The sequence below is a fragment of the Campylobacter sp. CFSAN093246 genome, assembly GCF_012889415.1.
Taxonomy (GTDB): Bacteria; Campylobacterota; Campylobacteria; order Campylobacterales; family Campylobacteraceae; genus Campylobacter_D; species Campylobacter_D jejuni.
The window spans coordinates 1,133,888-1,148,131 of the sequence record NZ_CP040613.1; the positions used below are offsets into that span (position 1 = coordinate 1,133,888).

The window sequence follows — 14,244 nt, forward strand, 5'->3', positions numbered from 1 at the left end:
AAAGAAATATTAAACAAATTTACAACAAGTTTTAATGTTTTTTTGCATGTCTAGTCATCATAAAACTTTGTTCAAAAAATATAAGCAAGGTAACACTCACTCCTATAGCTAGAGCCAAAGTCACAGAAACAGTTGTAAAAAAATAATCAAAAAATTGAACTAAAAATTCAGACTTAGCCTTCAAATCATCACTGCGTATAAAAGAAATAAGATACAAAATCGCTTTATAAGCATAAATTCCAGGTATCATAGGAATAAGAGCAGGGAAAGCGATAATTTCAGCAGGAGTTTTGATGATTTTTGCTAAAACAATTCCTAAACATCCTATGCAAAATGAAGCAACAAAAGTTGCAATTGCTAAAGTTTGAAAATGAAAATATTCCACCAAGGTAAAACGAAGTCCATGTGCAATTGCCGCTAAAAGAGCAGATAAAATAAGGGTTTTTAAAGGTGGATTACAAGCATAAGCAAAGCCAAATCCCGCCACAGCAGCAAAAAACATATCTCTTAAAATAAATTCAATCATCTTAAAATCCCAAAATCCGAAATACTAAGCGTCATGTAAATTCCAAGTGCTATACAACAAATCAAAATAGCCACGCTGATAATACGGCTAAGCCCCATTAAAATATGATCTTTTAATATATCAATCACAGAATTTATAAAAAATACCCCTGGTATAAGATACAAGATACTAGAACCCAAAGCCACATCAGAAGTATTGGTATATCCCATATCCAGTCCAAAAAATACAAACCACGATGAGACAAAAGAACAAAGGATGTATTGAATTCTTAAATCAATCTTTGCTTTAGTTAAAATATATCTTAACAACAATCCCACAAAAGTTGCAAAAAACACTAAATTTCCAGCGCCAAAATCACCACCAAAAAGCCTACAAAAAGCCGAATTTGCCATAGAAACAAATAAAAGATTAAGCAAATAAGAATGCTTTTTTTGTTGAGAAATTTGCTCAAAAACGACTTTTGCTTTTTCAAGATCGTATTTGTGATCATATATAGCCCAGCTTAAAGCACTTAAATCAAAAATAAGTTTAAAATTAACATGGGCATGATGATTGGGTATAACATAAGTTCTTTGAATGGAGTTATCATCCATATCTACAACATTTAAAGTAATATGATGAAAAAAGAAATTGATATTTATCTCATAGCCATAAACCTCAGCTATTCTTCCTACGCATTTTGCCACCCTAGCTGTATAAGTTCCAGCACCTAGCAAAGTTTTAGTATATACGATTAAAAAATTAGTTAATCTTTGTATATCAGGTTTTTCCATATTTTAATAATCTTTGATTGAATTTGTTATAATTATAGCAAATTTTAAAATAAATAAGGAGAAAAAATGGCAAAAATCGGTATAGTTGGTTTAGGTTATGTAGGAGCTGCTAGTGCTTATAGCATAGTTACTCAAGGAATTTGTTCAGAACTTTACTTATATGATATAAAACAAGATTTAGCTCTAGCTCATGCAAGAGATTTGGAAGATGTGTCAGCCATTCATTTTTCTTATACAAAAATTTTTCATGTGCCAAATTTAGAAAATTTAGCTTCTTGCGATATTATCATTTTAGCTTTTAGAAAAGAAAGCTTAAAAGAATTACCTAGTCGCTTAGTAGAACTTAAAAACAATATCCTCGAACTTAAAGACATTGTCTTAACCTTAAAAAATGCTAATTTTAAAGGCAAATACATTGTCGCAACAAATCCAAATGACACCATAACTTACTACACTCAAGTATTAAGCCAATTACCTAAAAATCATGTTTTTGGTAGTGGAACAAATTTAGATAGTTCAAGACTTAAGAAATTGTTAGCCAAAGATTTAAACATAAATTCAAAAGATATTTTTGCTTGTATGATTGGTGAACATGGAGATTCTCAGTTTGCAGCACTTTCTAATGCAAGCGTTTTAGGACAGAATTTATTAGATTTTTATAAGCAAAAATTAGGCAAAGATTTAGACATACAAGAACTCGAAAAAGCCGTGATTAGCGAGGGATACTTCATCTATGAACGCAAAGGAAGGACAGAATTTGGCATAGGAACTTCTTGTGCAAATTTAGCCAAAGCCATCCTAGAAGATAGAAAAAGTTTACATCCTGTAAGTGTGGTTTTCGATGATATAGCTTTTTCAATGCCCGCTATCATAGGAAAAGATGGTATAGAAAAGGTTTTTGAATTAAAATTCAATGAAAAAGAAAAAACAAAATTAGAAAATTCAAAACAACAAATCAAAAACGCTATACAAAGCGTAAAAGATAAAATTTAAGCCTTTTTAAAAGGCTTTTTGATTTTGATATAAATTAAACTTGCTAAAATCACAAAAACAATTATAATGATTAAAATTTGAGTTAAATAAGTTTTAATCAACTCTTCATTTTGCCCTATATAATAACCCAAAAATACAAGTATAGCCACCCAAATAGCACTACCAAGTGCAGTAAAAAGTATAAAATTTATAAGTTTCATTCTTACCAAACCTGCAGGCATAGAAATATACTGACGAATCCCTGGTAAAAGACGACAAGTAAAGGTTGAAAATTCCCCGTGTTTGTTAAAAAAATCTTCAAATTTAGCAAATTTAGCTTCATTTATACCAAAATACTTACCCCATTTTAATACAAAATTTTTGCCCCAAAAAAAGCAAATATAGTAATTAATCAAAGCTCCTAAAACAGAACCTAAAGTCCCGCTAAGTATGCAAAGAGTGATATCAAGATCACCTTTATGTGCCAAATATCCAGCAGGTATCATAACAACTTCACTTGGAAAAGGTATAAAACAACTCTCTAAGGTCATTAGGATAATAATACCCAAATACCCCCAAGCACTAGCCGTCTCAACAATAAAAGAAATGATTTCTTGCATATTAGCCTTATTTGAAGAAAATTTTAAAAAATTGTAGCTTAAAAGATTAAACAGTAAAAAGCGGTTTTACACCGCTTTTTTTATTTACCTGCAACCGAAACTTGATTTGGATTGTCCGCTGCACGAGCGATCATACACTCTTTTAAAACAGCAGCATCAGCTGGATCGCTAACTTTTTTATTAATCCAGCGTTCAACTTGTTTCATTGTTTTTGACTCTGGCTCTGGAGCTTCGTATTTCGCCATCAAACTTGCACAATCAGCCAAAGCAATGATAGGTAATAAACTTGCAAAAAGTATTTTTCTCATCTTTTGCTCCTTAGAATTTTACATTATACATTAACATGATATTATCAGCTCTTGCTTTATCTTTTTTCGCTCCACCAAATGGCAAGCCACGATTACCCCAAATATTTTGGATATTAGTATAACTTAAGCGTAAGAATTGATATCTATCAAGTTGATAAATCACATAAAAATCATGTGCTGTTCCTCTTGTCATTCTTATATTAAGTGGATCGTTGATACTTGGACGGCTCATAGTATACCAGTATCTACTTCCCCAGAAGAACTCATACCCTACTTTTAAAGCCTTGGTAAAATCATAGCGTCCGCCTACATGCACAGCATAACCATCTTCTTCATTAAACTTGCCATTATAACCTTGTGTCTGAAGAATTCCACTTAATGTAGGGCTTAATTGACTGTTGTTCCCGTGAGAATAACCTAAAGATAGAAAATAATTAAAATTCGTTCCAAAAGCTTTATAATTTTCAAAATGAAGATTTGCTATAGTTAAATCTCCTAAATTTACCACACCATCATCATCAAGAATAGTACCATTACCAGGTAAAGCAATTGGACCATTGTTAAGTGGCAAAGCAAAATCGCTTAAATATGCAATATTAAATAATATTAAATTATCTCCCATACCTTCTATAGGAAGCTCTCCTTCTACTGCAGCATAGTAAAGATTTGCATCAGCATCTTTTTGATCGCTCATCCAGTCTCTTACCTTGCCTTCTTCATCCCATTGATAAGTTTTACCATAAGCTGCACGGATAGCTACCTTATGATCTTGCAAACTTTCAGGCTTATAAGTGATCACTGCTGCATCACCTAGAGCATTAATCGCTAAGGCTGGATAAGTTGATTGTCTTAGAGCATTATTTCTAAGATTACTTCCTGGACCATCGGTTCCTGGTTGTCTTCCTACAGTCGCAATCCATTCAGGTGTGATGTAGTAGTCAAGATAAGCTCTATCTACATAAAGTACAGGCCCACTTGATCTTGTGTTTCTTCCTGCATCTAAGTCATAAGGAGTACCACTCCAACCCATTTGAGACCAATTTTTAGCCATAGATAAACGACCGTAGAATTTGGTTTTATCATTAATATCAGCATTCATATTTAAATGAAGCTCATTCATCCATTTGTTATTAGCACTATAATCTTGTCCGCTAACTTTATAGTTTGTATTTGAAACTGCTGTTGAAAACTCAAGTCCAAATTTAACCTTGCTCAAAGCTGCTTGGAATTCTGTTTCATCGGCTCTATCATTAAGATCAGCAAGTTCAGCTTTTACAGCTTCATTTTGTTTAACTTGAGCTTCTCTTTCTTTTCTGATTTGTGCAAGTTCAGCTTGAATTTGTGCAAGCTGTTTTTGAAGCTTAGTTATCTCATCATCTGTATTTTTAGCAAAAAGTGAAGATGAAAGAAGACAAGCACTTAAAATAAGTGAAAACTTAGTTTTCATAATCATAACTCCTTGTAATTTTGTTACATTTAGCAAATTAAAATTGTGATTATAGAAAAAAAAGTTTAAAAAAAAATTATACATTAATCATTTTTAGCTAGTCAAACTTATGACTAGCTTTGTAAATATTGTAGTTTCGAAAAAGTTTTAAAATTTAAATTTTTAAATTTTATCGCAAATTTTTATGTCTAAAATTTTATCTCCTTGGCGTATAGAGTCTAAAACTTCCAAACTTTCTTCATCTTTTGGATCAATTTGCCCAAAAACAGTATGAACTCCATCTAAATGAGCTTGAGGGCTGTGACAAATAAAAAATTGAGAACCACCCGTATCGCGTCCTGCGTGTGCCATAGATAAGGTTCCACGCTCATGTTTATGTTCTTGATCATCACATTCGCAAATAATTTCATATCCAGGCCCACCTACGCCATTGCCGTGTGGACAACCTCCTTGTATGACAAAATTTGGGATCACACGATGAAAATTTAAATCTTTATAAAATCCCTCATTAGCCAAAGTAGCAAAATTACAAACCGTTTGCGGAGCCTCATCGCCAAAAAGTTTTAATTTCATTGTGCCTTTTTCAGTTTCTATAAGAGCAAATTTGTATTCATTTACTTTGCTTGTGTCGATTGTTTTTATCATTATTTCTCCTTAATCTATATTTGTATAAACAGCTTGAACATCATCATCTTCTTCTAACTTATCTAAAAGTTTTTCTATATCGCTAAGCTGTTCTTCGCTAAAGCTTACAGGATTGTTTGGTATATACTCAAGTCCTGCTTTTTTAAGAACTAAACCCTTAGTCTCTATAGCAGAACTTAGCTCACCAAAGGCAGTATAATCACCGCTAATTACTAACTCTTCTTCATTTTGTTCTAATTCTTCAAGCCCTGCATCGATCAAATCAAGTTCTAATTCTTCTAAATCTCCTGCAAATTTTTCAAGATGAAAAACCGCTTTTCTAGTAAACATAAAGCCTAAAGATCCATTTTGTAAAACTTCTCCACCATTTTTGCTAAAAATGGCTTTAACATTAGCCACGGTGCGCGTAGGGTTATCGCTCATACATTCAACTATAACCAAAGCTCCATGTGCAGCTTTTCCTTCATAATGAATGTTTTTAATATCTGCGCTATCTTTTCCACTCGCACGCTTAATAGCCGCATCTATATTATCTTTTGGCATATTATTTGCTTTTGCTGTGGCTATAGCACTTCTTAATTTTGGATTCATATCAGGATCAGTGCCACCTTCTTTAGCAGCTACTTGTATGGCTTTAGCAAGCTTAGGAAAAAGCTTACTCATTTTATCCCATCTAGCCTCTTTAGAAGCTCTTCGGTATTCAAACGCTCGTCCCATAAATTCTCACTTTCTTTAAAGATTTTTAAACTTAAAAGTATAAACTAAAAAGGCTAATTAAAGCTTTAAATGGTATGATTTTACCATTTATTTTTAGGGAGAAGCTTTTTGAATATCGCAAAAAAAGAACTTTTTGTTGCTTGGTTTTTCTTGATTGCTGCTATTGTATTTGAAGTTTTAGGTACTAGTTTTTTAAAAATGGAAAATCAAATTTTAGGCTATATATTTATGGCTTTATTTATAGCTTTTTCTTATTTTTTTATGGGCAAGGCGATTAAAAAAATTCAAGTAGGCATAGCCTATGCTGTATGGGAACTTTTAGGGATTATTCTTATACTTTTAGTTTCTTTTATAGTTTTTAAAGAGAGTTTAACCTTAACTCAAATTTTAGGCATTGTTCTTTCTATCGTTGGAATTATCATGATTAATATAGGCGAGGTTAAAGAATAATGTATATTTTTATTATTGTTCTATCGGCATTGTTAGATATCGTAGCAAATTTATTGCTAAAAAAATCAGATGGTTTTAAGCATAAAATTTGGGGCTTGGCTGCGATTGTCAATGCTATACTTGCTTTTTTTCTACTTTCTTTTTCTTTAAAATATGTTCCTTTAAGCATAGCTTACTCAACTTGGGGTGCTATAGGCATCATAGGAACTTGTCTTGGTGGATGGATTTTATATAAAGAAAAATTAAACAAAATAGGAATTTTAGGTATCATTATCGTAATAATAGCAGTATTTTTGCTAAATTATTAAAACAGCAAAATGCTGTTTTAATGTTCCATTTTGTTTTTTGCTTCAATGCCCATTAAAGAAAATGCGGTTTTAATACTAAGAGCAACCAAAGAAAATAATTTAAGCAAATCATTTTCATTTGCAGAGCCTACAACTTTATTTTCATTGTAGAATTTATGAAAATTTGCAGCTAAATTTTTAAGATAATCAGGAATTTTTTGCAAAGCTCTAGCCTCAAAAGCATCATTTAAAATAGCCTTTAAATTCAAAGCTTCAAAGAGTAAATTTACACCATCTTGATTTAAACTTTGTAAATCAGCTTTCATTACATCATCGATTTTTTTACCAGCTTTAGCAAATACTTGATGAATTCTAGCGTGTGCATAGTTGATATAATACACAGGATTAGAGCTATCTTCTTTTTGCAAATCACTAATATCAAATTCCAAATGCGTATCGCATTTTTTGCTCAAAAAGATATAACGCAAAGCATCACTTCCTATCTCATCAACCACATCGCTCATCAAGATAAAATTTCCTGCTCTTTTACTCATTTTATAAGGTTCTCCATCTTTAAGTAGGGAAACCATTTGTGCTAAAATAATCTCAAGATTATTAGAGTCAAATCCCAAAAATTCCATCGCAGCTTTCATTCTAGGGATATAACCATGATGATCTGCTCCCCAAATATTAATACACTTTCCATAACCACGACTCATTTTATCTTTATGATAAACAATATCTGCTGCCAAATAAGTCCCGCGTCCATCTTCACGGATAATTACCCTATCTTTTTCATCGCCTTTTTGCGAAGAAGCAAGCCAAATTTTACCTTCTTGCTCGTAAATTCCTTTATGCTCTTTTAAAGATTCTAAAGTTGCATTTAAAGCATCATAATACGATCTTTCGCTTACATAGCTGTCAATTTTAATCTTTGCTTGTTCTAAATTTTGTTTAATCAAAACAAGCATTTTATCTTTTGCCCAATCAGCCAAACTAGGGATATTTTCTTCGCTAAAAAATTCTTTACCAAATTTTTCAAAAGCTTCTTTTGCTAAATCCGCTATATACTCGCCTTTGTAATATTGCTCTGGATATTCAACATTTTCATGAAGTATACTTTCTTTCACACTTAGTAAAATAGAAAGCCCTAGTAAATAAATTTGATTACCCGCATCATTGACATAGTATTCTGTATTAAATTTATAGCCCAAATGTCTTGCAAGTCTTGTTAAGGTGTCTCCAAAAACAGCGCCTCTTGCATGTCCTATGTGTAAAGGCCCAGTAGGATTTGCACTCACATATTCAAGCAAAAAACTTTCTTGTTTTTTTTCTCCTTTAGTAAAATCATTTGGATTTGTTAAAGCCTGATTTGCAAGTTCATTTAAAAAAGTTTTGGAAATTCTAAAATTTAAATACCCATTTACAGCTTCAACTGATTCAAAACAATCATGATTTTGAAATTTGCTCGCTAAGTCGCTAGCGATCAACATAGGGGATTTTTTTAATTCCTTAGCCAGTGAAAAAGCCAAAGGGGTAGCAAAATGTGCTAAATTTTTATCCTTTGGATTTTCAAGTGCAAAATCACACTCTAAAATCTTTTTAATTTCATTAAAAATAATACTTTTCAAAAGACTAAACCTTAAGCTTTTTTTGTTTCGTCTATACTTGCATCAGCATTTGTATTATTAGTTGTGTTTTTATTTTCTTCTATTTTTTGAGTATTTTTTGCTACTTCATCATCATTATTCATTTCATCTTTAAAAGTTTTAATACCTTTACCTAAACCCTTTGCAAGTTCTGGAATTTTTTTTGCTCCAAAAAGCAATACAACAATCAATAAAATAATCAACCAATGACTTGGACTTGACCAACCACCCATTTTATTCTCCTTCATTCCAAATATTTTGAATTTGCCCTAGATTCTGCCCTTTGGTTCTAAATTTATGGGCGATTAAAATCGCTCGCAATGCTTCATAACTTTGCTTTAACTCATCGTTAATGATAAGATAATCATACTCGCTAAGCTCTTTCATTTCATCACTAGCGTTTTGTAATCTTTTTTCTAGTTGTATTATTGTATCAGTATTTCGCTTAATAAGTCTTTTTTTTAACTCATCTTTATTTTTTGTAGTAATAAAAACAGAAACAATCTTATCAGCCATTTTTTTTCTGGCTATTTTAAATCCTTGCACATCAATATCAAAAACAACTATTTTTCCATTATCTAAAGCATTTTGAGTGTGCTTTAAAGAAGTACCATAAAAATTTTCATGCACTCTAGCCCATTCTAAAAAATGATCACTATCTATACCTTTTTGAAATTCTTCATGGGATATAAAATGATAATGTATTCCATTTTTTTCACCCTCTCTTGGTTTGCGAGTTGTTGAAGAAATAGAAAAATAAAGCTCATCTTCAAATTCATCAAAAAGTTTTTTTAAAAGAGTTGATTTTCCAGCACCACTAGGACCTGAAATCAACAAAACAAAACCTTGCAATTTCAATCCTCTTTAAAACTAATGTTTATATTTATATTCATATTCATACCCTTAAGAGCAGCTTTTAAGGTATCATCTTTAATACTTGAAGTGATCGCTCCTGCTATGCTTTGGCTAAGCTCATTAACTATCTCTTCGCTATTATCATCTTTAGTTACATCACTTACTATAGGCTCTTCATTTTTTTCTAAGATTTCCTCTCCAAGAGCTTCTTGTATATCACTTTCTTTCAATGTATCAAAATCACTTATATTTAAATTTGGCACAACCACTTCCTCTTCATTTGTTTCTAATTCTTTATCGTCTAAAATTGGTTCATCTTTAAAATCTTCTAAGACCTTGCTACTATTGTCACTATCAATACCATAATCAAGCTCATCAAGTTGAGCTAGTTCTTCTTTGATTTGATCTTGAGTACTCAAATTTGAAGTAAAATCATCCATTTCATCTTGAACATCTTCTTCCACAACAGGAGTAAACTCCTCTAAAACTTCCTCTGATTCTTCATTATATTTTGCTTGACCTAAAAATTCAGCATCCTCAGGAAGATCATCAAAATCCATTTCTTTTTCTTGCTCTTCAACCTCAGGAAGATCATCAAAATCGCTTATATTAGCTTGTAATTCTTTATTATCTTCTAAATCTTCATCATTTTTATCATCTAGCTCATCTAAACTAGGCTCAGTATCCAAAGCTGTATGTTCTTGGCTTAAGTCTTCTTTTTCGCTTTCATCATCTTCTAAAGTTAAATCTAAATCAGTTTGAGTGTCTTCTTGAGTCTGTTCTTTAATTGTTTCTTGTTCTAAATTGTCATGTTCTAAATTTTGAGTTTCTAAAGTTTTGTTTGCATTATCATCTTGAGATTCGCTAAGCTCTTCTTGCATTTCTAATGTATTTGTTTTAGAATCGTCTAATAATTCTTGCTTTTCTATTTCTTCATTTTTATCATCTTCTTTGATTTCTAAATCTTCATCATTTTTATCATCTAGCTCATCTAAACTAGGCTCAGTATCCAAAGCTGTATGTTCTTGGCTTAAGTCTTCTTTTTCGCTTTCATCATCTTCTAAAGTTAAATCTAAATCAGTTTGAGTGTCTTCTTGAGTCTGTTCTTTAATTGTTTCTTGTTCTAAATTGTCATGTTCTAAATTTTGAGTTTCTAAAGTTTTGTTTGCATTATCATCTTGAGCATCATCATCAAAACTCAAATCTTCCATTCCCTCTGAATTTATATCTAAAGAATTTTCATCAGGCAAATCATCTAAATTTAAATTATCTAAATCCAAGCTTATATCAGCATAAGGATTTTCATCATTGCTTAACATTGGCAAATCAATAGATGTATGCTTGTTCGCATCTTTATTATTAAGTAAATTTAAAAAATCTGTAGGTAAAAAAGGTTTTTGTAAAATTTGCGCATCTATATCTTCTACATTTTGATTTCGCGGGGCTAAAAAAATCAATCTATCGCATTTTTCTTTAAGAATTTTTAAAGGTGCTGGAGTATCACTATCTACAACAATCACATCATAATTACCCAAATTTTCACTATAAGCATTAAGTTCTTCAAAATCATAAGACATTTTTTTAGCACTAAGGCTTACAAGTCTTGAAACTACAGGGTTTTCATTTAAAAGTAAAATTTTCATCACTTTAATCCTTAAAAAATAATCGCTATTTTACGATAATTTCATTTATCCTTTCCTTAGGAGAAAAAAAGAGTTTGCATATGAGTAAAAAGTTCTAAAATTAAATTTTTAAAATATTGCATCATAACTAGTAAAATAGCAATTAAAACTACAAAACCTAGAGCTATCTTTATAGGATAGCCAATAACTAAAAGATTAAATTGTGGCATTGTTTTCATCAAAAGTCCAAAAATAACATCGGCTAAAAGTGAAATTCCAAGTATAGGAAAGCTCATAGTAAAACCTATGATGAAAATATTAAACATACCCATATTTAAATAATGCATTAAATTCTCATGCGGATAAAATCCACCTAAACTAATATAACCCAAAGAATGACTTAAAAACAAAAGCATTAAATGATGGCCATCAAAAGCAAGAAAAAACATCAAAGCAAGTAAATTTAAAATTTGTGCCGTAATAGGCATACTCGTTCCAGAACTTGGATCTAATATACTTGCCATAGTAAATCCCATAGTAAAAGCAATCTGCTCACCTGCCATCATAATAATAGCAAAAATAATTTGAAGCATTAATCCTGCCATCATTCCAAAAATCACTTCACTAATAAGCTGTAAAACAAAAAAACTATCTAAATGCAAAGATTCTAATCTAGCCAAAGGATATAAATACATAGTCAAAAATAAAACTATAGTACTTTTTATCACCATAGGAATAGAATTATGTGAAAAAAAAGGAAAAAAAACTATAAGACCACTCATTCTAGCAAGAAGCAACATAAAAGTTACAACATTTTTATCGCCTAAATAATTAACAAATTCCATTGACGTTTATAGTATAAATTTTATCACAAAAACTTGCGAGCTTACTATCGTGAGTTACAAAAAATAAAGCCGCATCATTTTCTTTAACATAAGAAATTAAAAGTTCGATAACATTTTTAGCATTATCAAAATCCAAATTTCCAGTTGCTTCATCAGCAAAAATAATCTTTGGTTTTTTACAAAGCACACGTGCGATACTCACACGCTGTTGTTGTCCGCCGCTAAGCTTTCCTATTTTTTGATGCAAAAGTGTATCAATACCTAACCTTTTTAAAATTTTCTCATCTAAATCTTGACCCGATAAAACACTAGCAAGTTCGATATTTTCTAAAGCTGAAAAACCTTTAAAAAGATAATGTGTCTGAAAAATAATACCAAAATCATAGCGGCGAATTTTTAATCTTTCGTTTTCATCCATCTGATAAAGACTAGAACCTTTAAAAAAAACTTCACCTTTTTTTGGAATCAATAAAGAAGAAAGTATATGCAAAAGAGTAGATTTACCACAACCGCTACTCCCTTGAATAGCAATGCAATCTTTAGTATTTAAAGTAAGATTTAAACCCTCAAAAAGCGGATAATCAAAACTATGGCTTAAATTTTCCGCTCTTAAGAGTTCCATTTTTAACCGTTTTTAAAGTTGTGCAGCAACTTCAGCCGCAAAATCTTCAGTTTTCTTTTCTAAACCTTCACCAACTTCAAAGCAAATAAATTCTACAATTTTAATTTTTCCACCAAATTCTTTTTCTTTTTCGGCAATTACTTGTTCTACAGTTTTTTTGTCATCCAGTACATAAAACTGACCCATTAAAGTAAGTTTGCTATCGAGTTGAGAATTATCGGCTATAAAGCTATTCATTTTGCCCGGGATAATATTGTCCCAAATTTTTTCAGGTTTACCTTGAGCTTTAAGTTCTTCTTTGATTTTTTCTTCAGCTTCTTTTAAAATTGCATCGCTTAATTGTTTGCGACTTGCAAATTGAGGAATTTTATGTTCAGGTTTATTTGGATCTTTCAGTCTGCGTCTTTCTTCATTTTCTTTTTCAAGTTCAGCAACCAAAGCTTTGTATTCATTTTCAACAAAAGTCATATCCAAATCTTCATAACTTAAATAACTTGGTCTCATTGCTGCAATATGCATACAAATTTGTCTTAACAAATCTCTTGATTTTGAAGCCACTTCAGTGCTATCACAAGCTGCAGCGATCACAACGCCCACACGGCCATTTGTATGGATATAACCATTTACAACGCCGTTAGCACCTGCTTTTAAAGTTGCAAATCTTCTTACAACTAAGTTTTCTCCTATAGTTGCAATTTGACTTTTTAAATATTCTTCAAATTTTACACCATTAATCGTACTTGAGTGAAGCTCTTCCACACTTTGCAAGCTATTGCTTTGAATATGAGCTGTAGTATCTTTTGTTAAAGCGATAAACTGATCATTTTTTGCCACAAAATCTGTTTCGGAATTAATCTCACTTACAGTTGCGCTTGTAAAATCATCACTTACTTTTACACTTACTAAACCTTCTGCAGCAAGTCTATCTGCTTTTTTAGCAGCCTTACCTAAACCTTTTTCTCTTAAAAGTTGTACTGCTTTATCAAAATCTCCATTAGTTTCACTCAAAGCATTTTTACAATCCATCATCCCCGCGCCTGTACTTTCGCGGAGTTCTTTTACCATTGCAGCAGTAATTTCAGCCATTATTCTTGCTCCTCACCGAAGTCTTCTTCGCTCATCGCTTCATCTAAAACTTCTTTTTTCTCTTCATCGGTGATTTCTTTTTCTTCATTTGCTAAAGCTTCGCCATCTTGTTCTCTTAAAGCTTTTCCTTCATTAATCGCTTCAGCCATTTCTTGGCAGAAAAGTTGCACTGAACGAATTGCATCATCATTTCCTGGAATAGGATAAGTTACCAAGTCAGGATCGCAGTTTGTATCTAGTGGAGCTACAACAGGAATTCTTAATCTATTTGCTTCTTGAACAGCAATTTTTTCTTTTACTGTGTCAATAACAAAAATCATATCAGGTTGAGTTTTCATATAACGAATTCCACCTAAATAAGCTAATAATTTTTCTTTTTTTCTTGTAAGCATTAAAGCTTCTTTTTTAGTTAAAAGTTTAATACTTCCATCTTCTTCCATTTTTTCAATTACTTCTAATTTTCTAATTGATTGGCGAATGGTACCAAAATTTGTCATCATACCGCCAAGCCATCTATGATTTACATAAGGCATACCACATTTTTCAGCGTATTCTTTAATCGCTCCACCTGCTTGTTTTTTTGTCCCGACAAAAAGTATAGTTTTTCCTTCGGCAGCAGCGTCACGAACGATATTATAGGTATATCTAAAATATCTTAAAGTTTTTTGTAAATCAATTACATAAATACCTTTTCTCTCGCCAAAAATGAATTTTTTCATCTTTGGATTCCAGCGTCTTGTTTGGTGTCCAAAATGCACACCGCATTCTAATAAATCTCTCATACTAACCATGAGTTTCTCCTTATAAATTTAGCTTTATT

At 31.5% G+C, this 14,244-nt stretch carries 18 protein-coding genes; 3 read left to right on the forward strand and 15 right to left on the reverse strand.

From position 1 onward, the window contains the following. Nucleotides 1–31: 31 nt before the first annotated feature. Nucleotides 32–526: a threonine/serine exporter family protein gene (locus FBE87_RS05975; protein ID WP_002831613.1), complete on the reverse strand. Its 495-nt coding sequence runs from the start codon at nucleotides 524–526 to the stop codon at nucleotides 32–34. Then, complete coding sequence (locus FBE87_RS05980) at nucleotides 523–1,299, reverse strand: threonine/serine exporter ThrE family protein (RefSeq protein ID WP_002914489.1); 777 nt, start codon at nucleotides 1,297–1,299, stop codon at nucleotides 523–525. Before FBE87_RS05980 ends, FBE87_RS05975 begins: the two co-directional genes overlap by 4 nt. A gap of 66 nt (nucleotides 1,300–1,365) precedes the next feature. On the opposite strand from FBE87_RS05980, the gene FBE87_RS05985 reads away from it, so the two are divergent. Then, nucleotides 1,366–2,292 carry an L-lactate dehydrogenase gene (locus FBE87_RS05985; RefSeq protein ID WP_002899812.1) on the forward strand — a complete coding sequence of 309 codons (927 nt, stop codon included), beginning with the start codon at nucleotides 1,366–1,368 and terminating at the stop codon, nucleotides 2,290–2,292. Here the strand turns inward: FBE87_RS05985 and FBE87_RS05990 are convergent. The 5 genes from FBE87_RS05990 to FBE87_RS06010 all read right to left on the reverse strand — a co-directional run bounded on the left by FBE87_RS05990 (nucleotide 2,289) and on the right by FBE87_RS06010 (nucleotide 6,008). Continuing rightward, nucleotides 2,289–2,891, reverse strand: coding sequence for a DedA family protein (locus FBE87_RS05990; protein WP_002831619.1), 603 nt, complete (start codon nucleotides 2,889–2,891; stop codon nucleotides 2,289–2,291). The genes FBE87_RS05985 and FBE87_RS05990 overlap by 4 nt on opposite strands. Before the next feature lie 80 nt (nucleotides 2,892–2,971). Next, nucleotides 2,972–3,199, reverse strand: a complete 228-nt coding sequence (locus tag FBE87_RS05995; RefSeq protein ID WP_002822505.1) for a hypothetical protein — start codon at nucleotides 3,197–3,199, stop codon at nucleotides 2,972–2,974. A gap of 10 nt (nucleotides 3,200–3,209) precedes the next feature. Beyond that, nucleotides 3,210–4,646: a DUF3373 family protein gene (locus FBE87_RS06000; RefSeq protein WP_002879618.1), complete on the reverse strand. Its 1,437-nt coding sequence runs from the start codon at nucleotides 4,644–4,646 to the stop codon at nucleotides 3,210–3,212. A gap of 162 nt (nucleotides 4,647–4,808) precedes the next feature. Continuing rightward, a complete protein-coding gene (locus FBE87_RS06005) occupies nucleotides 4,809–5,291 on the reverse strand; it encodes a peptidylprolyl isomerase (protein ID WP_002822502.1) in 483 nt (160 codons plus the stop codon). Between the two features lie 9 nt (nucleotides 5,292–5,300). Beyond that, nucleotides 5,301–6,008: a YebC/PmpR family DNA-binding transcriptional regulator gene (locus FBE87_RS06010; protein WP_002914488.1), complete on the reverse strand. Its 708-nt coding sequence runs from the start codon at nucleotides 6,006–6,008 to the stop codon at nucleotides 5,301–5,303. A gap of 108 nt (nucleotides 6,009–6,116) precedes the next feature. Between FBE87_RS06010 and FBE87_RS06015 the strand changes: the two genes are divergently transcribed. Both FBE87_RS06015 and FBE87_RS06020 read left to right on the forward strand, forming a co-directional pair. Next, complete coding sequence (locus FBE87_RS06015) at nucleotides 6,117–6,458, forward strand: multidrug efflux SMR transporter (protein ID WP_002777281.1); 342 nt, start codon at nucleotides 6,117–6,119, stop codon at nucleotides 6,456–6,458. After that, nucleotides 6,458–6,766 (forward strand): multidrug efflux SMR transporter, encoded by a 309-nt coding sequence (locus tag FBE87_RS06020; protein ID WP_002780599.1) that lies wholly within the window; start codon nucleotides 6,458–6,460, stop codon nucleotides 6,764–6,766. The genes FBE87_RS06015 and FBE87_RS06020 overlap by 1 nt, the downstream gene beginning before the upstream one ends. 17 nt (nucleotides 6,767–6,783) lie before the next feature. Here the strand turns inward: FBE87_RS06020 and argS are convergent, their stop codons facing one another. Genes argS through rpsB form a run of 8 tightly spaced genes read right to left on the reverse strand, consistent with a single transcriptional unit; the run spans nucleotide 6,784 to nucleotide 14,215 of the window. Next, on the reverse strand, nucleotides 6,784–8,376 hold the full coding sequence (gene argS / locus FBE87_RS06025; RefSeq protein WP_002879616.1) for an arginine--tRNA ligase: 1,593 nt from the start codon (nucleotides 8,374–8,376) through the stop codon (nucleotides 6,784–6,786). An 11-nt stretch (nucleotides 8,377–8,387) separates the two neighbouring features. Further along, the gene (locus FBE87_RS06030) at nucleotides 8,388–8,627 is read right to left on the reverse strand and encodes a twin-arginine translocase TatA/TatE family subunit (RefSeq protein ID WP_002852866.1); all 240 of its coding nucleotides are present in this window, start codon (nucleotides 8,625–8,627) and stop codon (nucleotides 8,388–8,390) included. A 1-nt stretch (nucleotide 8,628) separates the two neighbouring features. Next, the gene (gmk, locus tag FBE87_RS06035) at nucleotides 8,629–9,252 is read right to left on the reverse strand and encodes a guanylate kinase (RefSeq protein ID WP_002860253.1); all 624 of its coding nucleotides are present in this window, start codon (nucleotides 9,250–9,252) and stop codon (nucleotides 8,629–8,631) included. Further along, nucleotides 9,249–10,892, reverse strand: coding sequence for a hypothetical protein (locus FBE87_RS06040; protein ID WP_020836838.1), 1,644 nt, complete (start codon nucleotides 10,890–10,892; stop codon nucleotides 9,249–9,251). Before FBE87_RS06040 ends, gmk begins: the two co-directional genes overlap by 4 nt. 56 nt (nucleotides 10,893–10,948) lie before the next feature. Next, the gene (gene fliR / locus FBE87_RS06045; protein ID WP_002871684.1) at nucleotides 10,949–11,716 is read right to left on the reverse strand and encodes a flagellar biosynthetic protein FliR; all 768 of its coding nucleotides are present in this window, start codon (nucleotides 11,714–11,716) and stop codon (nucleotides 10,949–10,951) included. Continuing rightward, nucleotides 11,703–12,338 (reverse strand): ABC transporter ATP-binding protein, encoded by a 636-nt coding sequence (locus FBE87_RS06050; protein ID WP_100626267.1) that lies wholly within the window; start codon nucleotides 12,336–12,338, stop codon nucleotides 11,703–11,705. The genes fliR and FBE87_RS06050 overlap by 14 nt, the downstream gene beginning before the upstream one ends. 12 nt (nucleotides 12,339–12,350) lie before the next feature. After that, the gene (gene tsf, locus FBE87_RS06055) at nucleotides 12,351–13,424 is read right to left on the reverse strand and encodes a translation elongation factor Ts (RefSeq protein ID WP_002859268.1); all 1,074 of its coding nucleotides are present in this window, start codon (nucleotides 13,422–13,424) and stop codon (nucleotides 12,351–12,353) included. Continuing rightward, nucleotides 13,424–14,215, reverse strand: coding sequence for a 30S ribosomal protein S2 (gene rpsB / locus FBE87_RS06060; protein ID WP_002853455.1), 792 nt, complete (start codon nucleotides 14,213–14,215; stop codon nucleotides 13,424–13,426). The genes tsf and rpsB overlap by 1 nt, the downstream gene beginning before the upstream one ends. Between the last annotated feature and the right edge of the window lie 29 nt (nucleotides 14,216–14,244).

What these genes read in the sequence shown, in the direction of transcription:
- FBE87_RS05975 (WP_002831613.1), bottom strand. Translation starts at nt 526, where the DNA reads ATGATTGAATTTATTTTAAGAGATATGTTTTTTGCTGCTGTGGCGGGA.
- FBE87_RS05980 (WP_002914489.1), bottom strand. Translation starts at nt 1,299, where the DNA reads ATGGAAAAACCTGATATACAAAGATTAACTAATTTTTTAATCGTATAT.
- FBE87_RS05985 (WP_002899812.1), top strand. Translation starts at nt 1,366, where the DNA reads ATGGCAAAAATCGGTATAGTTGGTTTAGGTTATGTAGGAGCTGCTAGT.
- FBE87_RS05990 (WP_002831619.1), bottom strand. Translation starts at nt 2,891, where the DNA reads ATGCAAGAAATCATTTCTTTTATTGTTGAGACGGCTAGTGCTTGGGGG.
- FBE87_RS05995 (WP_002822505.1), bottom strand. Translation starts at nt 3,199, where the DNA reads ATGAGAAAAATACTTTTTGCAAGTTTATTACCTATCATTGCTTTGGCT.
- FBE87_RS06000 (WP_002879618.1), bottom strand. Translation starts at nt 4,646, where the DNA reads ATGAAAACTAAGTTTTCACTTATTTTAAGTGCTTGTCTTCTTTCATCT.
- FBE87_RS06005 (WP_002822502.1), bottom strand. Translation starts at nt 5,291, where the DNA reads ATGATAAAAACAATCGACACAAGCAAAGTAAATGAATACAAATTTGCT.
- FBE87_RS06010 (WP_002914488.1), bottom strand. Translation starts at nt 6,008, where the DNA reads ATGGGACGAGCGTTTGAATACCGAAGAGCTTCTAAAGAGGCTAGATGG.
- FBE87_RS06020 (WP_002780599.1), top strand. Translation starts at nt 6,458, where the DNA reads ATGTATATTTTTATTATTGTTCTATCGGCATTGTTAGATATCGTAGCA.
- FBE87_RS06030 (WP_002852866.1), bottom strand. Translation starts at nt 8,627, where the DNA reads ATGGGTGGTTGGTCAAGTCCAAGTCATTGGTTGATTATTTTATTGATT.
- FBE87_RS06040 (WP_020836838.1), bottom strand. Translation starts at nt 10,892, where the DNA reads ATGAAAATTTTACTTTTAAATGAAAACCCTGTAGTTTCAAGACTTGTA.
- fliR (WP_002871684.1), bottom strand. Translation starts at nt 11,716, where the DNA reads ATGGAATTTGTTAATTATTTAGGCGATAAAAATGTTGTAACTTTTATG.
- FBE87_RS06050 (WP_100626267.1), bottom strand. Translation starts at nt 12,338, where the DNA reads ATGGAACTCTTAAGAGCGGAAAATTTAAGCCATAGTTTTGATTATCCG.
- tsf (WP_002859268.1), bottom strand. Translation starts at nt 13,424, where the DNA reads ATGGCTGAAATTACTGCTGCAATGGTAAAAGAACTCCGCGAAAGTACA.
- rpsB (WP_002853455.1), bottom strand. Translation starts at nt 14,215, where the DNA reads ATGGTTAGTATGAGAGATTTATTAGAATGCGGTGTGCATTTTGGACAC.